Annotated in this window: 16 protein-coding genes; 8 read left to right on the forward strand and 8 right to left on the reverse strand. The window is 30.0% G+C overall.

Annotation, left to right across the window (positions count from 1 at the left end; all coding sequences use genetic code 11):
- Positions 1-34: 34 nt before the first annotated feature.
- The 3 genes from serS to BLV71_RS05935 all read right to left on the reverse strand — a co-directional run bounded on the left by serS (position 35) and on the right by BLV71_RS05935 (position 2,695).
- Positions 35-1,309, reverse strand: a complete 1,275-nt coding sequence (gene serS / locus BLV71_RS05925) for a serine--tRNA ligase (protein WP_093869658.1) — start codon at positions 1,307-1,309, stop codon at positions 35-37.
- Between the two features lie 68 nt (positions 1,310-1,377).
- Positions 1,378-1,605: a helix-turn-helix domain-containing protein gene (locus BLV71_RS05930; protein ID WP_158530821.1), complete on the reverse strand. Its 228-nt coding sequence runs from the start codon at positions 1,603-1,605 to the stop codon at positions 1,378-1,380.
- A 151-nt stretch (positions 1,606-1,756) separates the two neighbouring features.
- On the reverse strand, positions 1,757-2,695 hold the full coding sequence (locus BLV71_RS05935) for a bifunctional riboflavin kinase/FAD synthetase (protein ID WP_093869660.1): 939 nt from the start codon (positions 2,693-2,695) through the stop codon (positions 1,757-1,759).
- Positions 2,696-2,886: 191 nt separating this feature from the next.
- Here BLV71_RS05935 and BLV71_RS05940 point away from each other — a divergent pair, with 191 nt between their 5' ends.
- The 3 genes from BLV71_RS05940 to BLV71_RS05950 all read left to right on the forward strand — a co-directional run bounded on the left by BLV71_RS05940 (position 2,887) and on the right by BLV71_RS05950 (position 8,645).
- Positions 2,887-5,763, forward strand: coding sequence for a TonB-dependent receptor (locus BLV71_RS05940; RefSeq protein WP_093869661.1), 2,877 nt, complete (start codon positions 2,887-2,889; stop codon positions 5,761-5,763).
- 4 nt (positions 5,764-5,767) lie between these two features.
- The gene (locus BLV71_RS05945; RefSeq protein ID WP_093869662.1) at positions 5,768-7,285 is read left to right on the forward strand and encodes an SGNH/GDSL hydrolase family protein; all 1,518 of its coding nucleotides are present in this window, start codon (positions 5,768-5,770) and stop codon (positions 7,283-7,285) included.
- Positions 7,286-7,367: 82 nt separating this feature from the next.
- Complete coding sequence (locus BLV71_RS05950) at positions 7,368-8,645, forward strand: hypothetical protein (protein WP_093869663.1); 1,278 nt, start codon at positions 7,368-7,370, stop codon at positions 8,643-8,645.
- A 99-nt stretch (positions 8,646-8,744) separates the two neighbouring features.
- On the opposite strand, the gene BLV71_RS05955 is transcribed toward BLV71_RS05950, so the two are convergent.
- The 3 genes from BLV71_RS05955 to BLV71_RS05965 all read right to left on the reverse strand — a co-directional run bounded on the left by BLV71_RS05955 (position 8,745) and on the right by BLV71_RS05965 (position 11,564).
- The gene (locus BLV71_RS05955) at positions 8,745-9,785 is read right to left on the reverse strand and encodes an NADP(H)-dependent aldo-keto reductase (protein ID WP_093869664.1); all 1,041 of its coding nucleotides are present in this window, start codon (positions 9,783-9,785) and stop codon (positions 8,745-8,747) included.
- A 241-nt stretch (positions 9,786-10,026) separates the two neighbouring features.
- Positions 10,027-11,214, reverse strand: coding sequence for a phosphoglycerate kinase (gene pgk, locus BLV71_RS05960; protein ID WP_093869665.1), 1,188 nt, complete (start codon positions 11,212-11,214; stop codon positions 10,027-10,029).
- Between the two features lie 59 nt (positions 11,215-11,273).
- Positions 11,274-11,564, reverse strand: coding sequence for a YciI family protein (locus BLV71_RS05965; RefSeq protein WP_093869666.1), 291 nt, complete (start codon positions 11,562-11,564; stop codon positions 11,274-11,276).
- A gap of 107 nt (positions 11,565-11,671) precedes the next feature.
- On the opposite strand from BLV71_RS05965, the gene BLV71_RS05970 reads away from it, so the two are divergent.
- Complete coding sequence (locus BLV71_RS05970) at positions 11,672-12,094, forward strand: molybdenum cofactor biosynthesis protein MoaE (protein ID WP_093869667.1); 423 nt, start codon at positions 11,672-11,674, stop codon at positions 12,092-12,094.
- A gap of 48 nt (positions 12,095-12,142) precedes the next feature.
- Complete coding sequence (locus BLV71_RS05975; RefSeq protein ID WP_093869668.1) at positions 12,143-12,676, forward strand: GNAT family N-acetyltransferase; 534 nt, start codon at positions 12,143-12,145, stop codon at positions 12,674-12,676.
- A gap of 25 nt (positions 12,677-12,701) precedes the next feature.
- Here the strand turns inward: BLV71_RS05975 and BLV71_RS05980 are convergent, their stop codons facing one another.
- Positions 12,702-15,455, reverse strand: coding sequence for a PD-(D/E)XK nuclease family protein (locus BLV71_RS05980; protein WP_093869669.1), 2,754 nt, complete (start codon positions 15,453-15,455; stop codon positions 12,702-12,704).
- 77 nt (positions 15,456-15,532) lie between these two features.
- On the opposite strand from BLV71_RS05980, the gene BLV71_RS05985 reads away from it, so the two are divergent.
- The 3 genes from BLV71_RS05985 to BLV71_RS05995 all read left to right on the forward strand — a co-directional run bounded on the left by BLV71_RS05985 (position 15,533) and on the right by BLV71_RS05995 (position 20,429).
- A complete protein-coding gene (locus BLV71_RS05985; protein WP_093869670.1) occupies positions 15,533-16,315 on the forward strand; it encodes an amidohydrolase in 783 nt (260 codons plus the stop codon).
- Between the two features lie 173 nt (positions 16,316-16,488).
- The gene (locus BLV71_RS05990; RefSeq protein WP_093869671.1) at positions 16,489-19,866 is read left to right on the forward strand and encodes a hypothetical protein; all 3,378 of its coding nucleotides are present in this window, start codon (positions 16,489-16,491) and stop codon (positions 19,864-19,866) included.
- A gap of 62 nt (positions 19,867-19,928) precedes the next feature.
- Positions 19,929-20,429 carry a DUF3575 domain-containing protein gene (locus BLV71_RS05995; protein WP_093869672.1) on the forward strand — a complete coding sequence of 167 codons (501 nt, stop codon included), beginning with the start codon at positions 19,929-19,931 and terminating at the stop codon, positions 20,427-20,429.
- 76 nt (positions 20,430-20,505) lie between these two features.
- Here BLV71_RS05995 and brnQ read toward each other — a convergent pair whose 3' ends face one another.
- A complete protein-coding gene (gene brnQ / locus BLV71_RS06000) occupies positions 20,506-21,798 on the reverse strand; it encodes a branched-chain amino acid transport system II carrier protein (protein WP_093869673.1) in 1,293 nt (430 codons plus the stop codon).
- Between the last annotated feature and the right edge of the window lie 46 nt (positions 21,799-21,844).

Consider the following 21,844-nt stretch of genomic DNA (forward strand, 5'->3'; position numbering starts at 1 on the left):
CTTACTTTTTTAATTTTAGTTATTTGTTTGCAATTTAGTCAATGGTATCAAATCCACAATAAGGGATTAAAACTTCAGGTATTTTAATTCCGTTTTCTGTTTGGTAGTTTTCTAAGATACCAGCCAAAACTCTAGGTAATGCAAGCGAGCTACCATTAAGAGTATGTACTAATTGACTTTTCCCATCACTGTTTTTAAAACGTAACTTTAAACGGTTTGCTTGATAAGTTTCAAAGTTTGAAGCAGAGCTTATTTCTAACCAACGCTTTTGCGCAGTTGAATATAATTCAAAATCAAAAGTTAAGGCAGCAACAAATCCTGTATCTCCACCACACAAGCGTAAAATTCTATATGGTAATTTTAATTCACGTAAAATTTCTTTAATGTGCTCTACCATTCCATTTAATGCATTATAAGAATTATCTGGATGTTCAATTCTTACTATTTCAACTTTATCAAATTGATGCAAACGATTTAATCCTCGTACATGAGCACCATAACTACCGGCTTCTCTTCGAAAACATGGTGTGTAACCTGTGTATTGAATAGGTAAATCAGCTTCTTTTACTAAATCATTTCTATGAATATTAGTTATTGGTACTTCAGCAGTAGGAATTAAGTATAAATCATCTACAGATGCATGGTACATTTGTCCTTCTTTATCTGGTAACTGACCTGTAGCTATTCCTGAAGCTTCATTAACTAAATGAGGTACTTGAACCTCTTTATAGCCAGCGTTAATATTTTTATCTAAAAAATAGTTGATTAATGCACGTTGTAAACGAGCACCTTTTCCTTTATAAACAGGAAAACCAGCTCCAGTAATTTTAGCACCTAAATCAAAATCAATAATATCGTATTTTTTAGCTAATTCCCAGTGTGGGAGTGCGTTTTCATTTAACTCAGGAATAATACCTTCAGAAAAAATCTCTTCGTTATCTTCTTCGTTCTTTCCAGCTACAACAGAAGTATGAGGTATATTAGGTATTTGGTATAATAACTCTTGCAACTCACTCGTAGCGATATTTAACTTTTCTGTTAACTCTTTAGATTGATCTTTTAACTGACCTGTTTTTTCTTTTAAAAGATTAGCTTTTTGTGCTTCTCCTGATTTAAATAAATTACCAATTTCTTTGGACAGTTTGTTTGATTCAGCTAAAATATTATCTAATAAAACCTGAGTTGATCTTCTGGTTTCATCAGTACTTAATACTTCTTCAATTATTGTTTGAGCATTAGCAAAACTACGTTTTGCTAATCCTTCTAAAACAGCTTGTTTGTTTTCTCGAATAAACTGAACCTGTAACATCTTTTATTATTTTTTTAAGAAAGGCAAAGATACAGGATGTAATACATTTAAGCAATGTGTTTTTAATACTAAATTTGTTCGAGCATCATGAAAAAATCAGATAGTGTAATATTGAAATAATCACATATTTTTTGAATAGTAAAAACAGTTACATTTGTTTTTCCTTGTTCTATTCTTGCTAAATGAATGCCCGTATCAATGTAAAATTCACTTAAAGTAACATCGTATTTAGTTCGTAAAGTTTTAATACAAAGGGCTATTTTTCTTAAAATTATCTCGTCTTTGGTAAGTATCATTTTTTTTGATACAAATTCTAAAAAACATATTGAAAACATAATGACAAGTCTGTCATTATTAAGAAATTAAAAAGACTAACTTTGCCTTGGAAGTTACGTCAAACAAACTATGTAATGTTTAAAACCGGGGGGCTTTAAATGAAATTTAAAATTAGTAATTGGCGTAACTTTTTAAAAAACTAATAGAAGTTTCTTTGTCGATTTTTAATTGATTTTTTAAATCGTTTATAGATTCAAATTTTTGTTCATCTCTTACAAAGTAAAGTAAATTAACACTTATTTCTTGGTCATAAATATTTTGATTAAAATCAAAAAAATGAACTTCAATAGTTTGATCTTTCCCATCAACTGTAGGTCTGTTACCTATATTCATCATACCAAAAAATAATTCATTGTTAATTTTAGATTTAATTACATAAACACCTGTTTTAGGAATAAGTTTATAATTTTCAATAATGGCTATGTTAGCAGTTGGAAACCCTATTTTACTACCTAGTTGTTTTCCATTTACAACTTTGCCAGCAAGCGGAAAATTATAGCCAAGATATTTGTTTGCAGTTTTAAGTTTGCCACCTAATAAGGCTTTTCTAATTTTAGTAGAACTTACAGAAACATCATTGATATCCTGTGCAGGAATTTCTTCAACATCAAAATCGTATAAGTGAGAATACTCGGTTAATTGTTCAATGTTACCTTCTCTATTTTTTCCAAAATGATGGTCGTAACCAATAATTAATTTTGAAGTGTTAAGTTGATTAACCAGAATATCACGAACAAAATCTAAAGCTGTTAATCTAGAAAATTCTTTACTAAAAGGATGGATTATTAGGTAATCTAGCCCTAATTGTTCTAGATACTTTGTGCGTTCCTTAATCGTATTTATTAATTGAATTGAAACTTCTTTTTGAAGTACCATTCTTGGGTGAGGAAAAAAAGTTAATAAAACCGATTTCATGTTGGCTGATTTAGCATCTTCAACTAACTTTTTTATAATTTTTTGATGTCCTATATGTACACCGTCAAAGGTACCAATGGTAACAAATGTTTTTTGAGTAGGAGTAAAGTCAAAAATTGAGTGAGTTATTTCCAATTTTTAAAAAGTTTTAGCAAATGTACAATATGTATAACATATAGAAAAAGCATAGTTAGTAATAATGAGAGAATTGTGATTAGCAATAAAGATTGAGTTATTATTTAATTTTTAATAAAATTTAACACAAATATTTTGAAAATGAAAAAAAATCGTATTTTGCGGTAAGTTAACAAATTATTTTACACATTATGATGAAAAGATTATTACTTGTTGCATTTGCAGTGCTTAGTAGTGGGATGTTTGCACAGACTACTATTACGGGTACAGTAAATGACGCATCGCTTGGTGGACCGCTGCCAGGTGCAAACATTAAGGTTTCCCGAAAGGCAGTCGGAACTAGTACCGATTTTGATGGGAAATTTACTTTAAAAGTAACCGACACTCCTCCTTTTACTCTTGAAATTTCTTTGCTAGGGTATGAAACAAAAAAAGTAGAAATAACACAGAATAACCAAATAGTAGAGGTGAGTTTAACTGAAAATGCAACTTCATTAGATGAGGTAGTTATTTCAGCATCAAGAACGCCAGAGCGTATTATGGAATCTCCTGTTACAATTGAGCGTTTTGATTCAAGAGCGATAAAAAACACATCTTCTCCTTCTTTTTATGATGGTTTAGAGAATTTAAAAGGAGTTGATATTAACGCAAGTGGATTAACATTTAAATCAGTAAACACTCGTGGTTTTGCTGCTTTTGCAAATGAACGATTTGTTCAGTTAGTTGATGGAATGGATAATTCTTCTCCAGCTTTAAACTTTGCATTAGGTAACCTTTTAGGGATGTCTGAATTAGATGTAAAAACAGTTGAAATATTACCAGGAGCTGCTTCTGCATTATATGGAGCAAATGCCTTTAATGGTATTATGTTAATGACTAGTAAAAATCCTTTTGACGATCAAGGTATAAGTGTTGTTTATAAAACAGGATATACAGTTCAGCAAGCTGCTGGAAACAATCGTTTTGATGATGCTAGTATTCGTATGGCTCATGCATTTGATAACAAATTTGCTGTTAAAGCTACGTTTTCTTACTTAAAAGGAGAAGAGTGGCACGCTACAGATTATAGAAATACAAGTGGAGTAGGTGGGAATTATTTACCAGGAGATAGAGACTCAAGACTAGATTTTGATGGACTTAATGTTTATGGTGATGAGGCAGTTACTGATTTGAAAAGAGTAGTTGATGGTTTAGTAGCAAATGGAACTTTACCAGCATCTGCACAAGGAGTTGTTCCTAACGTTAGAGTTAGTAGAACAGGTTACAATGAGGTAGATTTAATGAGTAATGAAGCAAAAAGTTTAAAGTTTGGTGCTTCTTTACATTACCGCCCTTGGGGTAATGACCGTTTAGAAATTATTTGGAATTCTAAGTATGGTACTGGTAATACTATTTACCAAGGTCAAAACAGATATAATATTGCTAACTTCTTTATGGAGCAACATAAATTAGAGTTTAGAGGTAAAAACTTCTTTGTAAGAGGATATTATACAGGAGAAGATGCTGGAGATTCTTATGATACAAGATTTGCAGGTTTAAACATAAACAACCAATGGGTTATAAATCCAGCTACTGGTCAATTAGCTAATCCAAAAGATGCAGATAATACTTGGTTTGCAAGATATGTATTAGGATATTTTAACGCTGCTACACAAGGTGGTGCTAATCCTGCTAATGCTCACGTTGCGGCTAGAAGTTTTGCTGATCAAGGTCGTTATATGCCAGGTACTCCTGAATTTAAAGCTGCTTTTGATAAGGTAACTAAAGATCCAGATTTAACAAGTGGTTCTAAATTTCAAGATCAAACAAGTTTATATCATGTTGATGCAAACTTAAATTTACGTGATTATATTGATTGGGCAGAGGTACAAGTAGGAGGTTCATACAGGCAATTTAACTTAAATTCTTTTGGAACTATATTTACGGATGCTGATAGTCCTATTGCTTATGATGAGTATGGTGTATATACACAAATACAAAAGAAATTTTTAGAAGACCGTTTAAAGTTTACTGGTTCTGCTCGTTATGACAAAGCTAAAAACTTTAAAGGAAATGTTTCTCCTCGTTTATCTTTAGCGTATTCAGCTGGAGAATTTAAGAATCATAACTTTAGAGCATCTTTTCAAACAGGATTTAGAAACCCAACGACACAAGATCAATATATTGGTTTAACAACTGGTGGTGGTACATTAATAGGTACAGCTGAAGATAACTTAGATCGTTTTACTTCTTTACCAATAGGTGTAAGTCCAGCTGGTAGAGCTGTATCTGGTTTAGGTGCTACTACAACATATACAGGTAGAGATGCTTTTGAGAATGCCTTTTCATTAAGTTCAATCGAAGCAGGAGCTCCATCTAAAGCAAATTTTGGTTTAGTTAAACCTGAAAAAGTAACCTCTTTTGAAGTTGGATATAGAAGTGCTTTATCTGTTTCAGATAAAAAAGTAGGTGTTGATTTTAGTGCTTATTATAACGATTATCAAGACTTTATTGCTATTAAAAATATTGCAGTTCCTTTTTATGGAAAAGTAGGAAGTACTGCTCCTAGTGGAGTGCCAGGTGCTACTCAAGGTGATTTAGCTTTATTAGCATTAAGAAATGGAGATTTCGCAGGTGTTGGTTTTAGAACAAATTCAGCAGCAGATATTACTTCTTATGGAGTTGGTTTAGGGTTAACTACTAAAGTTTTCAATGGATTTAACGTTGGATTAAACTATACTTGGTCTAAATTTGATTTTGATCAAACTTCTGATCCAGATTTTGAAGCAGGATTTAATACTCCTGAGCACAAAGTAAAATTACAATTAGGTAAAACAGATTTATTTAAAAACTTTGGTTTTAATGTTAGTGCTAGATGGCAGAATGAATTTTACTGGGAGTCTTCTTTCTTCGAAGGAGATGTGGATTCAAGAACTGTGTTAGATGCACAGGTGAATTATAGAATTCCAGCATGGAAGTCAGTAATTAAATTAGGAGGAGCTAACTTAACAGGAAAAGAATACTTTAGTGCACCAGGTGTTGGAGCAATAGGTTCTCAGTATTTCCTTTCTTGGACAATTAACAACTAAAAAGATGAAAAAAATAAATTTTAAATATAATTGGTTACCAGTTCTTTTTATAGGATTAGTAGCTTGTGATGTAAATAATGATTTAGATCCAATTAAGGATAATACCCCAGAAGTTCCAGTTGTTGCTGTGACAGAAGGAACAGCAGATTTTTCTAAATATATATCATTAGGAGCTTCTTTTACTGCAGGTTTTACAGATGGAGCTTTATTTAAGGAAGCTCAAAAAAATTCTTTCCCAAATATTTTAGCTAGTAAGTTTTCAATGGCTAAAGGAGGTGATTTTAACCAACCTCTAATGAAAGATAATATTGGAGGAATGGTAAGCGGAGCTAATGTAGCTTTACAGCCTAGATTTTATTTTAATGGTTCAGGACCTACAAGGTTAACAGTTAAACCAACAACTAAAGTAGGTTTTCCAGCAGATAATGCACCTGCTTTTAATAATTATGGTATTCCTGGAGCAAAAAGTTTTCATTTTTTAGCTCCTAATTATGGAAGTGCAGCTGGTTTAGCTACAGTTCCTGCAACTGCAAACCCTTACTTTGTAAGAATGATGCCAACGCAATCTACATTATTAGCTGAGGCAGCGTCAAAATTACCAACATTTTTTACGCTTTCTGAAGTTGGTGGAAATGATGTATTAGACTATGCTGTGGCCGGAGGTGCTAGTGGAGCAATTACTCCAAAAGCTACTTTTGATGCCGCTTTTGGTGCTATTATTAATACATTAACTGCACAAGGGGCTAAAGGAGTTGTTGCAAATTTACCGTACATAACTACATTACCTCATTTTACAACAGTGCCTCATAACCCAGTGCCTATGACAGCTACAGTAGCTGCTGCTTCTAATCAGGGATTTGCACTGTATAATGCAGGTATAAAACAAGCTTTTGCTTTCTTAGTAGCTAATACTCCTATGACTCAAGCTATGGCTGATGCTGAAATAGCAAAAAGAACAATTAATTTTTCTGAAGGGAAAAATGCTGTTGTTATTGTAGATAAAAATTTAACAAATTTAACAGCGATTAATCCAGGATTAAAAAATTATAGACAAGCAACTAGTGAAGATTTATTAGTACTACCTAGTTCTACTTTTATTGGTACTACTGTAGGAGGTAATCCTTTGTTAGTTAATGGAGTTTCAGTTCCATTAGAAGATAAATGGGTGTTAACAAAAACTGAGGTTGACGCTATAAAAACAGCTACAGATGGTTATAATACAACCATTAAAGCAATGGCAGATTCAAAAGGATTGGCTTTTGTAGATTTTAATGTTATTTTAAAAACTGCCTCAACTTCTGGTTTACAGTTTGATGAGTATACGTTGAATACTAGTTTAATTTTTGGTGGTTTAGTTAGTTTAGATGGAATTCACTTAACTGCTAGAGGTTATGCTTTAATGGCAAATAAAATGTTAGAAGCTATTGATGGTAAATATGGTTCTAACTTTATGAAAGCTACTAAAGGTTTAGCTAAAGCTGCTGATTACCCAACGAATTACTCTCCAGCTTTGTTGAATTAATTCTTATTGAAAATAAATATATTAAAAGCCTATCATTTGATAGGCTTTTTTATTTTTGCGAAAATTTTAAAAAAAAGAATTAATGAAAAAAATGCTATTTTATGTTGCTGTTTTTTTAGCAACAATTAATTGTTACTCACAAATTGAATTCGAAAAAGGTTATTTTATAAAAAATAATAATGAAAGAGTAGAATGTTTAATAAAAAATGAAGATTGGGATAATAATCCTTTGAAATTTAAATATAAACTTAATCATGGTGCTCCTGAAATTTTTAATACTATAGAATCAGTTAAAGAATTTGGAGTTTATAATTTTTCAAAGTATACAAGAGGAAATGTTGATGTTGATCAGTCAAGTAATGAAACTAGTAAATTGGATGGTTCTAGAAAACCTATTTTAAAAAAAGAAACTCTTTTTTTAAAAGTGTTGGTAGAAGGTAAGTCAAATTTATATAGATACAAGAGAGGTAATTTAAAAAGGTTTTTTTATAGTAATAAAGAGAAATCTATTAAACCTCTTATTTATAAAAGATACTTAAATTCAAAGCATAATGCTAACTTGAGTTCTTTTAACGGAAGTATTGTAAACAAAAATCTTAATCGAAATTTTATTTATGTAAATGAAAGGTATAAGCAGCAGTTATTTAAAAATTTAACTTGTAAAACGATTTCTTTAAAAGAGATAGAGAAGTTAAGATATAAAAAGCAAAGTCTAAGTAAGTTTTTTATTAAATACAATAAATGTTCAGGGTATTTAATTGATGATCAGTATGAAAAAGAAACCAAGGGGGTTTTTAAAGTTTCTTTAAAAGGAGGAGTAAGAAATACTACTTTAGATATTGACAATTCTTCTAGTTTTTTACCAAGTATTAGTTTCGATTCTAAAACTACATACAAAATAGGAGTGGAAGGTGAATACTTTTTGCCATTTAACAAAAATAAATGGTCTTTATTTGTAGAACCAACTTTTCAATTTTTTAGTGCTAAAAAAGAACTTCCTTTTGCGTTTCTAGTTGAGAAAAAAATAATAGTAGAAACTAATTATAAATCTATTGAAGTTCCAATTGGGATTAAACGCTATTTTTTTCTGAACGATGTTTCTAAAATGTTTATAGGTGGATCTGTTGTTTTAGATTTTAATTTTGATTCATACTTAAGATATACAAGAACTGATGGGGCTATTATTAAAGATTTTATTATAAGAACTAGTAGTAGTATTGGTTTTCATATAGGATATGTTTATAAGAACAATTATAGTTTAGAGTTGACATATCAAAATAATCGTGATTTTTTAACGACATATTCTAACATAAGTTCAAAATACAGTACTATGTCCATAACAATTGGGTATACTTTTTAAATTTGAAAACCCGATGAGATTTATTTCATCGGGTTTTTATTTGATAGAAGTGTTTATTTTGAGTTTTAACACATAAGGGTTAAAAAATAATAAAAATCCTTAAGGAGCAGGATTTGGCATCTTATTGTGAGCTATTTCAATTTCCATTAAGATATCTTCACTAAGCTCAATATTTATAGAGTTAATATTTTCTTTTAATTGACTCATTTTTGTAGCTCCGATAATATTACTTGTTACAAATGGTAATTGATTAATGTAAGCAAGTGATAATTGTGTTAATGTTAATCCATGTTTATCAGCTATTTTTTGATACTCTAAAACTGCTTTTTTAGATCCTTCACCCATGTAACGAGAAATGAAACGTGGAAACAATGTACCTCTTGCTCCTTCAGGTTTCTTTCCTCCTAAATATTTTCCTGACAAAACACCTTGGGCTAGTGGAGAATAAGCTAGCAATCCAACATCTTCTCTCATTGAAACTTCACTCATTCCATATTCATAACTTCTGTGAATTAAGGAATATGAATTTTGAATAGTTACCATTTTGGGTAAATTATGCTTCTCAGCAGTTTGCAAATATTTCATGGTTCCCCATGGAGTTTCGTTAGATAAACCAACATGTTTTATCTTCCCTTGTTTAACAAAATCATTAAGGGTTTCTAAAATTTCTAAATGCTTTTCAGCTTCTTTAGTTGAGGTTTTATATGGGTAATCACGAACACCAAAACAATTCACGCCACGATCAGGCCAGTGCAATTGGTATAAATCAATATAATCAGTTTGTAAGCGTTTTAAACTACCTTCAATAGCATCAGAAATATTTTTTTTGTTAAAACCTCCAGTTCTAATGTGAGCTGTATAATCGCCACCACCAGCTATTTTAGAAGCTAAAACAACTTTATCACGATTTCCTGTTTTCTTAAACCATGATCCAATAATTTTTTCTGTTGCTCCATAAGTTTCTGGAGTTGCAGGTACGGAATATAACTCAGCAGTATCAAAAAAGTTTACCCCTTGCTCTAAAGCGTAATCCATTTGTTCATGCCCTTCTACTTCAGTGTTTTGATTTCCCCAAGTCATGGTTCCTAAACATATTTTAGAAACTTTTACATCAGTATTTGGTAATGTTGTGTATTTCATTTTTGAAATATTTAGTCATTTAATTTATGAATATCTAGCAATTTCTTCTTTTACACTCCTTAGCTGATTCAATAAAATTTGATGAGAGTCAAATTCTTTTAAATCTTTCTTTTTTGAATGTTGATTTAATTACTTAAAAACATAAAAATACCAATATTTCTGAAAAGAAAAATGTAAAGTTTTTATAAAAAAATAAATCCCGCAATTTGCGGGATTTATTTTTTTAATATGATAAGTATACTTATTGAAGTATCGCTTCTATACCAGGTAAGGTTTGACCTTCTAACATTTCTAGCATTGCACCACCACCAGTAGATACATAACTTACTTTATTTCCAAAGCCAAATTGTTTAACTGCAGCAACTGAATCACCACCGCCTACTAATGAAAATGCTCCATTATTGGTTGCTTCTGCAATTGCTTTTCCTAATTCAATAGTTCCGCTTGCAAAGTTTTCCATTTCGAAAACTCCTAATGGTCCATTCCATAAAATAGTTTTAGATTTTGAGATAACTTCTGCAAATTTTTCAGAGGTCTGTGGACCACAATCTAGTCCCATCCAACCGTCAGGGATTTCATTAGTGTTTACCGTTTTAGTATTTGCTTCATTGCTAAAAGAATCAGCAATAAGTGCATCAACTGGTAAATGAATTTCAGTATTCTTTTCTTTTGCTAATTTTAAAATAGCCAATGCTAAATTTAATTTATCATCTTCAACTAAAGAGTTTCCTATTTTTCCACCTAAAGCTTTGATAAAAGTAAATGTCATTCCTCCACCTACTATAATATGATCTACTTTGTCAATAATATTTTCAATTACTCCAATTTTTGAAGATACTTTTGCGCCACCTAAAATTGCTGTAACTGGTTTTTCTGAATTATTTAAAACCTTATCAATACTTTCAATTTCTTGAGCTAATAAATTTCCAAAACATTTATTTTCAGAAAAAAACTGAGCTATTACAGCAGTTGATGCATGAGCTCTGTGCGCAGTTCCAAAAGCATCATTTACATAAATATCTCCCCATTTTGAAAGTTTTTCAGCAAATGTAACATCACCAGCTTTTTCTTCACCATAGAAACGTAAATTTTCTAATAATAAAATTTCACCAGCTTTTAAATTTGAGATAGCAGTTTCCACTTTATCTCCAATACAATCTTCAACAAAAGAAACTTTTACACCTAAAATAGTAGTTACTGTTTCTACAATATGACGTAATGAATATTTTTCTTCAACACCTTTTGGGCGTCCTAAATGTGACATAAGTACACAACTTCCTCCATCTTCTAAAATTTTAATAATTGTTGGTTTTGCAGCTTGAATTCTTGTGTCATCGGTTACTTCAAAAACATCATTTAAAGGAACATTAAAATCAACGCGTATTAATGCTTTTTTGTTTTCAAAATTATAATCGTTTAGTGTTTTCATGTATTGTTATTGTGTGTTTGTTCTTGTCAAAAAAATTGTATTTAAAAAGCAAATAGTTTTTAGTGCTCTATTAAAAACTTAAGTTTTTCATTAGTTTTCGTTGGTGTGAATTCAATTACTTCGTAATCTGCTAAATTATTTATTTTAAAAGGATCTAGTTTTATAATTTGCTCAACATTATCTTTATTTTTTGCTTTACAGAGTATAATCCCTCCGTTTCTAGGCTCTTTTCTTCCGGATGTTAAAAAAAAACCGTCTGTATATTGTTTATTTAAAAACTGTATGTGTGCTTCTAAAAATTGATCAATTTTTTTCAAAGGAGCTTTGTAGGTAAGGTTTATAATAAACATATTTACTATTTTAATACTGTTCTTTTTCTTCAACAAAAATAACTATTTAAAACTATATTAAAATAGGATTTGATTTAATAACAAACTTATATATTTGTTAAAAAAGAATGGATACTATTTCTGTAAAAATACTGTCTGAAAAACTAAATTTACAAGAATGTTATGATTTTGTAGCAGATCCTTCTTGTGGAGGAATCGCTGTATTTGTAGGTACAGTTAGGAACGCTACAAAAAATAAAGAAGTAACTCAGTTAGACTTTTCTACTTATAAGCCTATGGCTATAAAAGAAATGAAAAAGATAGCTAATATTGCCTTAACAAAATTTTCAGTAAAAAAAATAGCAATCCATCATGCTGAGGGCTTATTAACTATTGGAGATATTCCTGTTATTATAACAGTTTCTTCTCCGCATAGAGGAGTTGCTTTTGAGGCTTGTCAGTATGCTATTGATACGCTTAAAGAGACTGTGCCTATATGGAAAAAAGAATATTTTTCTGATGGCGAAGTATGGGTAAATGCACATCCATAAAAATAATACCAATCCAAACTTGGTTATATTTCATTAAAAAGTGAATTTATGATTGAATTTAAAACAACTGAAAATCTATTAGAGCTAGAGCAAATATTAGCATTACAAGCTGAAAATATACCTGTTAATTTAACTGAAGTTGACAAAAAGGAGCAGGGTTTTGTTACCGTACAACATGATTTAGCAATATTAAAAAACATGCATGAAGTACATGCGCATAGTATTGCTACCTGTAAAGGAAATGTTATTGGGTATGCTTTATCTATGTCTAAAAAATTTAGAGGTGAAATAGCTGTTTTAGCTCCTATGTTTACTGAAATAGATAATTCTATAAAATCTGATAGTAATTATATTATTATGGGACAGGTTTGTATTGGCAAAGAATATAGAGGAAAAGGTGTTTTTAGAGGTTTATATGCAAAGATGAGAGATGCTTTTACAGCTACATATGATTGTATAATTACTGAAATAGATGCCTTAAATATTCGTTCAATAAATGCACATAAAGCCGTTGGTTTTGAAGAGTTAGTACGTTACGATTATAACAATCAAACGTGGGTTGTAGTGTTTATGGATATTTAGTAACTAAATTTACTTTTTTAAATATCTAATACTTCAAATCAGTAGGCTCAATAAAAGAAGTTTCTGGGTTGTAAAGATCTTTTAGTATTTCTTTTATTTCATGCATAAATTCTTCCAATTTTCCTTCTGTAATTTCATTGTCAGGAGTTTTGTAATTTGAAGAAAAATTCATTTTTAAAAAACCATTTTTTAAATTTTTAAATGAAATAATACCAGCTTCTAATGGTTTTGAAAAATCATAGTTAGTATGTTGTGTATATAAGAATGTATACAGCATTACTTGAATAGCCTTATGATATTTTAATTCAGGTAATAAACTAAAATCTAATACTTTTAAGTTTAACGCATCTACTTTACCCGTTTTGTAGTCAATAATTCTAGTAACTCCGTTTAATTCATCAATCCTATCAACCTGGCCATGAATTTTAATAGGAAAATCAAACCCTTCAATAGTTATTTGAGTAGCTAATGTTTGTTCAGTAGCAATTATTTTTAATTGATTACTGTCATCTTTAAGAAGTTCTTTTTCTTGTTTTAAAAAATTAATAACAAAACGATTAGCAACTTCAAAAATTAATCGATTTTTACCAGTGCTAATGTCTCCATTTTTAAAATGCTCTGAAAAATAGAAAACAATTAACTCTTTAGTTTTTTGTTGCATTTTAGTAATGATCTCAACTGATATAAATTTACCTTCAAAAGGCTTGTATAAAGCTTCTAAAGTGTCATGTACAACAGTTCCCATAGTATTTGCAGCAACAGTTTCTTCTACATCATCAAACTCTTTTATTTTTAATATTTTTTGTTTGTAAAAAGCTATCGGGTTATATAAATAGTTGGTTAAGGCTGATGGAGATATCCCTTTCTTAGCTAGTTCTCGTAATTTTTCTAAAACTTCTTCGTTCTTTGTTATTTCTTTTTGTTGGGTTACGGTTGTAATTATTTTAGGACTTATAATTTCTTCTTTTAAGTCGCCTCTCATCATTTCTAACTGAGTAACGAAACGACTTTTTTCTCCACTTCCAAAAACATCATGTTCTGTATTGTATAATATGTATATGTTTTTGGCACGTTGTAACACTCTAAAAAAGTGATATGAAAAAAGTGCATCTTTTTCTTTATAGGTAGGTAATCCAAACTCTATTTTTACATCAAAAGGGATAAAAGAATTTTGTTGATTATTACCTGGTAAAACTCCTTCGTTTACTGAGGTAATGATTACGTTTTCAAAATCTAATACACGAGTTTCTAATACTCCCATTAGTTGTAAACCTTGTAAAGGTTCTCCTTGAAAGGATAAACTTTCAGATTGTATTAGTTGTTTAAAAAACTGTTGAAGTGTTTTTAAATCTTGAATATAATTAAAGGTGTCATGTAAGTTTTGTAATTGTATAAATGCAGTAAAAAAACGATATAAGTATTCTTTTTCTAACTCATTAGCAACTTCTTTTAAAACAATAATAACATTTAAAATACGTGATAAAAAGTCATCAACAGTAGTAAAAGGGTTAAAAAGAGGTAAAATAACATTTTGCGTTTCTATGGGGATTTGCGTAAAAAACTCTGTAATTTTTTCTTGATTGACAAATGTTGTATTACTTGCTACAATTACTTCAGAAATACTGTCTGCAATATTATGTTCTTCAATATATAATAATTGATATATAGCGGGGTGTTTTAGTAAAGCTATTACATCTTTATAATAAAAAAGATGGTGATCTTTTTTTTGTAATTTTTCTTGATTTATAAAAAGCTGAAAAATAATGAGTAATAAACTTGTGGTAGGAACATCTTTTAACGGATATCCCATTGTAATATTTATTGCATCAACATTTTCAGGTAATGAGTTTAAGGTTATTGGAAGTAAAGATTCATCTGCTAATACTAATGCTGTATTGTTATGGTTAGAAAATTTTGATAATAACTCTCCAGCATACTTTATTTGCGTTATGTTTTTTGATGCTCCAATTACTTGAATATTCTTTGGAGATGAAAAATGTGTCGCAACTGTTTGTATAGGGTTCTTTTGATAATATTTCCATCGGGTTTTATATTTTCTAATAAAGCTTCCAGCCTGGTGGTTACTTTCATAAAAAGCTTGGTCAATGTCCCAGTATACCTCAGTGTTTTTGGCTTCTAACATTTTTTGAAAGAGCAACTCTTCAGCTGCATTTAATGCATTGAAACCTATAAAAAAGAATTTCTTTTTTTTGTTTTTTAGAATATAATCATCAATTAATTTGACAGATTCTCTATAAATCACTCCTTGATATCCTTTCTTTTCCGAAATTAAAAACTCATAAAAAATGGTGTAAAGCTTATGTAGTTTTTCCATAAAAGCAAAATGATCTTTCATCAATTCTGTTTCTTGAAATGTTCCAGAAACTGACCATTTTCGTAAGCGATGTATATCTCTTAAATACACAAAAATCTCTTGCGCATTTATTAAGTGTTGATCTATTTCATTAAAATCTTGTAATACGGTAAAAGCCCAAGATGAAAATACATCAAAAGTATCAGGATTAACCTCTTCCTTTTTATAAATAGAATAAAAATAAAATAGTAACTGAACAGAATCTGCTTTCTTCATTCCAGAAACATCTTCTATATAATCACCTATATTACTTATTTTAGGTAAAAAACCTGTTGTAATCTTATCTTTCAATGTTTGCTTAACAAATACCCCTGCTCTTTGAGATGGAAGTATAAACTCAACATCTTCAAATGATTTGGTAGTTTTTAAAATACTATCTAATGTATCAGAAATAAATGATTGCATCGGTTAATTATATAGGAGCAAAGTACAATTTTTATCTTATTTTTGAGATATAAAAGATTTCATTTCAATCAAAAATAATGACTAAAAAACTTACTATAGCATTAGTTCAATCGGATTTAGTTTGGGAAAATCCAGTGGCCAATAGAATGATTTTCGAGGAAAAAATAAAGACAATTACAGCTAAGTTAGATGTAATTATTCTTCCTGAAATGTTTACTACTGGTTTTACTATGAATGCAGCGGAAAATGCTGAGGTAATGGAAGGCGAAACCATAAAATGGATGCAAAATATGGCTAACTTAAAACAGAGTGCTATTGTTGGTAGTATTATAATTAAAGAGAATGAGAACTTTTTTAACAGATTACTTTTTGTTCATCCCTCTGGGAAAATTGATGCTTACGATAAGAAGCATACATTTACGTTAGCAAAAGAACATGAAACATATACCGCTGGCGAAAGCAATATTTTAATTGAGTATAAAGGATGGAAAATTCGTGCATTAATTTGTTACGATTTACGTTTTCCTGTTTGGGCAAGAAATACAAATAATTACGACTTATTGCTATATATTGCTAGTTGGCCGAAACCAAGAATTAATGCTTGGGATACTTTGTTAAAAGCAAGAGCTATTGAAAATATGAGCTATTCTATTGGGGTTAATAGAGTAGGATTTGACGCTAATAAGTATGAGTATACAGGGAATTCAGTTTGTTATGATACTTTAGGAAATTGTTTAGTTAAGAATGATAAAGGAGAAGAAGCAATTTTAATTGTTGAGTTAGATAAAGAAGAACAAAATAAACGTAGAGATAAATTTCGTTTTTTAGAAGATAGTGATGCTTTTCAGTTTATAGAATAAACTGTTCGTTTGTCTGGTTAGCTCTTAAATCAGAGTTAGTATATATAAATGTAAGAGTAAAGGTAACAGTCAGAAGTTTTCTAATGACTGTTGTGAGCAACATAAGTATGAATATTTAGTTTATTCCAATATCTAATTTTAAACTATTTTTGCTGATACTACGTTGTTAAGATATGATCAAAAATTTTTTTTGTGTTTTGTGTTTTTTAATCGGTGTTGTTGCGTATGCACAAACAAAACCAAAAGAATTTCGTTTAAAAAAAATACAAGTAAAAAAAGATACAGTTCAAATTGATAGTGTAAGTATTAATCCAACAAATTTTAAACTTCTTTCTAAAGAAGGTAGTCTTATAAATCCATCAAATTATAAAGTCAATTTTGGGTTGTCTCAACTGATTATTGATAAAGAAAAGTATTCAGAAATAACCGTTGAATATTATCGATATCCAGAATTTATAACAAAAGAGTATTCTCCTTTTGACAAGCGATTAATTGTAGAAAACACTAAAAATACAGGGAAATTATATAGTGAAACTACGAATAAAAAAACTTCGGATGTTCGTTTTTTTGATGGTTTAACTACACAAGGGTTTATTACTAGGGGTGTTACTGGAGGGAACAACCAAAATGCAGTAACAAATTCATCGTTAGATTTAACAATTTCTGGGAAGTTATCAGATAAAGTAGGGATTAGAGCAAATATTTTTGATACTAACATTCCGTTGCAACAAAATGGGTATTCACAAAAAATCACTGATTTTGATCGGATTTTTGTTGAATTATATAGTAAGAACTGGAGAGTTAAGGGAGGAGATGTAAGTTTAGAGAATAATGATAGTTATTTTTTGAATTTTAACAAGCAGGTTTCAGGAGTTGAGGTAGGAGCTAATTTAAGTGAAAGTACTAATGTTTTAGCATCTGGAGCTATTGTTCGTGGTAGGTTTTCGTCATTTAATTTTGTTGGTGTTGAAGGGAATCAAGGGCCGTATAAAATTTTCGGATCAAATAATGAATCGGGTATTATTATAGTTTCGGGGAGTGATAAAGTGTTTGTAAACGGGGTGTTGTTGCAAAGAGGAGAAAATAAAGACTATACTATTGATTATAACTTAGCGGAAATTAGATTTAATACAGCCTACCCTATAACTAACGATATGCGTATTCGTATTGAATTTCAATATTCTGATAGAAATTACACACGATTTATTACCTATGAAAAAGCTCAATATAAAAAGGATAACTTTTCAATAGCTGGTTATTTTTATAATGAGAATGATGCCAAAAGTCAACCCATACAACAAGCGCTTACAGATGCTCAAAAACAAATTTTAGCGAATGCAGGTAATGATATAACTAAAATGATGGCGCCTAGTTTTTTTGCAGATGAATTTTCTGTTAATAGGATTCAATATAAAAAAACAATAATCAGTGGAAATGAGGTTTTTGAATATACCACTAATGAGAATGATGAGGTATTTTCGGTGATTTTTTCAAATGTAGGAGCTGGTAAAGGAGATTATGTTGTTGATAAAACCATTGCTATTGGAACTATTTATAAATATCTAGGTAAAAACCAAGGAGGTTATAATCCTGTAGTTCAGTTAGTAGCTCCTTCAAAACTACAAGTAGCTGTTGTAAACTCAAAGTATTCACCTTCAGATAAAACAACGATACAAGCTGAACTAGCGTTTAGTGATAATGATGTGAATTTATTTTCAAACATTGACGATTCTAAAAATAAGAGAATAGCTACTAAGATTGGATGGAATCAACGATTGTTAGATAAAGACTGGAAAATTACCAGTGATGTGAACTACAAGTTTATTGAAAATAATTTTCAAACAGTACAACGATTTCAAGCGGTAGAATTTAATAGAAACTGGAATTTAGACAGTCCAACAGGAGATCAACATGAAATAGGAACTGTTTTAACTGCTCAAAAAAATAAAAAAACTACTATTTCTTATGGATTTCATCATTTAAAGTTTAGCAATAACTTTTCAGGAAGTAAGCATACTCTTCAATCAAAGGTGAAATTTGATAGTACTAGTGTATGGGTGAATGGAAGTTGGTTAAAAAATAGTACAAATACTAGAAAAGATAATTTTTTTAGGGGGCAATCAAAAGTTGAACATAGTTTTGAGAAATCATGGTTAGGAGGTTTTGTAAATTTTGAAACTAATGAAAAGAAAGAAACGTCTACTAATAATTTTGATATAACAAGTCATCAATTTAAGGAGTATGAAGGATATTATGGAATTGGTGATAGTACTAAAGTATTTGCGAAATTTGGTGTGAATTATAGAACGAATGATAGTATAAAGAGTAACGCATTTACACAAATTAATAACCGTAAAACTTTTTATATTAATAGTAAAATAATACAGAATACAACTACAAATTTATCACTCTATGCTAATTATAGGTTTACAGAAAATAGATTAGCTGATAATGAAACAACATTGAATTCTAGAATATTATATAATCAACGATTTTTTAAAAACCTTTTAACTTTAGGAACGGCTTATGAAACATCTTCAGGTAATATAGCGCGACAGGATTTTATTTATGTAAAAACAGAACCAGGGCAAGGATATTATACTTGGATAGATTATAATAATGATGGAGAACAACAGTTTAATGAGTTTGAAATAGCGCAATTTCAAGACCAAGCCACTTATTTACGAATAGCGTTACCTAACATACGATTTCTTGCTACTCAACGTGTAAAATGGAAACAATCCATTACTTTAAACCCTAAACAATGGGGTAGTAAAAAAGGATTTAAAAAAACACTTTCACATTTTTATAATCAAACGTATGTAACTATTGATAACGAACGTTTACGAGCTGGAAGTGGTTTTAATTGGAATCCTTTCAATACATCTGGGGATGGGGTATTAGGGTTAAATTTTAACTTTAGAAATAGCTTTTACTTTAATAGAAACCTTCAGAATTATAGTTGGACTTATACATTTGGTAAATCGCAAAACAAACAACAGTTTTCTGTGGGAAATCAAGAAGGAAATTCATTTATTCATCAATTAGAATTTCAACATAAACTAACAAAATTCTGGTTATTTGAAACAAAAGCATCTGTAGGAGAGAATAAACTAAAAACAGAAAACTTAGCCAATAGAAATTATGAAATTTCAGTAAAAGAATTACAGCCTAAATTTACATTTATATACAATAAAGATCATCGTTTTTCAGTTTCTTATCATTATAAGAACAAAGAAAACAATATGTTGAATTTTGAAAAGTTGCAGCAGCAAAAAATAGGACTTTCTTATTTTTTTATAAGTTCAAAAAAGAATCAAATTAGTGCAGATACTGCTATGTTTTTAAATGATTTTACAGGGAATTCAAATTCGCCAGTAGGGTATCAAATGTTAGAAGGACTCCAGATTGGTAGGAACTATACCTGGAACTTGCAATTGAATCAAAAATTAACATCTGTTTTAAATTTATCGGTATCTTATTTAGGTAGAAAAAGTACGAATTCTAGTGCAATACATACGGGCACTGTACAATTAAAAGCTATTTTTTAAGTAAGTTTGTGGTATTATAATTGCATAGTAACAACATTATATTAATTAATAAAAATTTATACATGAAGAAAGTAATTTTAGCAGCTGTAATTTTTATCAGCTCATTTGCAAATGCACAGCAAGAAATAAAGGTAGATATAGCAGATGCTTTAGTAATGAAAACTTTAGAAGTGTCGTATGAATACTATTTAAGTGAACAGTCATCAGTTGGTATATCAGCGTTGTTTAATTTTGAAAAGAAGAGTTCAGATTTTAGATATAATGAAAATGAAATGTTTACGCCATACTTTCGTCATTATTTTACTACGAATCGTAACTGGAATCATTTTGGAGAAATATTTTTAGGAATAAACTCTGGAGAAACAGCTATTGAAGCTGGAGGAAAAACAATTGGATATAAAAAATATACTGATGGAGCTTTAGGGGTTGCAGTAGGGTCTAAATATGTGTCTAATGGAGGTTTGGTAGTAGGTGCGTATGCTGGTTTAGGGAGAAACATGTTTTCTTCTGATTCCTATTCAGTAGTGCCAAGAGTTGGTATTAATGTTGGATACAGATTCTAAGAAAATCATCAGAAAATAAACAAAAAAAGTCCACGAATGTGGACTTTTTTTTGTTTACAAAAGATCATGTTTTTAGTTAATTTCTTTTGATGTTTTTTATAAGATTGACTACAATAAAACTTAAAATAGCTGGGATAACCCATCCTAAATGATGTTTTGAAAAAGGAATTAAGTTAGTTACACTTACCAATTGTTTTTTATCAATAATAAACTGAAGAAAATCAGGAATGCTAAAAATAAAAGTAATTAAAACAACAATTTTAAAAACAACAGGAGTGGTTAGTTTTTTAGGAGCTATATTTAATAAAATTAATATAATTGTAATTGGATAAATAAACATTAGTACAGGAAGAGCTATTACAATAATAGAATGAAAATCTAATTGTCCAACTAAAACACCAAATAAACAGCTAATTACTGCAGTAATCACATATGCTTTTTGTGAGTTTTTAAACAATCCTTTAAAGTAATCAGCAGTACCAGTAATTATTGCAACTGCAGTAGTAAAGCATGCTAAAGCAACTAAAACACTTAAAAATACAGCGCCAATATTACCTAGTGTTGCTATGCTAATTCCTCGCAATAAATTAGCTCTTTGCATATCGCTACTTAGAGTACCGTCAACCAATATTTCAGAGCCATAAAAAGCACCAACCGAAATTAAACCAGCATATATTATAAAAAGCCCAGTTCCTGCAATGAATCCAGCTTTTTTAATTAATTCTTTTTTATCTGTATAAGAGCTATACCCTTTTAAATTTAAAGAAATTATAACAACACCACCAACTACTACGGCTCCAATGGCATCAAAAGTTTGATATCCTTCTAGTAAACCGCTAACAACAGGGGTTTTGAACATACTAGGATTCATGATCATATCACTAGAAAACAATCCAATACCAATAACTAGCACTAAAATAAGTACAATAAAAGGAGTTAAGTATTTACCAACTAGGTTTAAAACTTTTGACCTATTTAAAACAAAGATTAATACTAAGGCAAAATAACAACAGCTAGTTATCAAAGGGCTTGTTCCAAAAAAAGGATGAATAGCAATTTCATGAGTTGCAGAGGCTGTTCTGGGTGATGGAATAGCTATTGAAATAATATAAATAATTACACAGTATAGTAAGCTAAAAGTAGGAGATACTTTTTTTCCAAGGTCATATAAAGTACCTTGTAGCTTAGCATGTGCTAAAATTCCAAGAATAGGAATTACAACAGCAGTAATCATAAAACCAAGCGTTACCCAAAACCAATTATCACCAGCATTGTAACCTAAAAGAGGAGGTAGTAATAAGTTTCCTGCTCCAAAAAACAGTGAAAATAGTGCGAAACCAGTAACGAGTATTTCTTTTGTTTTATTCATTTTGAGTACTAATTATTTCTGCCTATTGGCTCAATGAGGCTATCTT

This window comes from Tenacibaculum sp. MAR_2010_89, from assembly GCF_900105985.1.
GTDB classification, from domain to species: domain Bacteria; phylum Bacteroidota; class Bacteroidia; order Flavobacteriales; family Flavobacteriaceae; genus Polaribacter; species Polaribacter halocynthiae.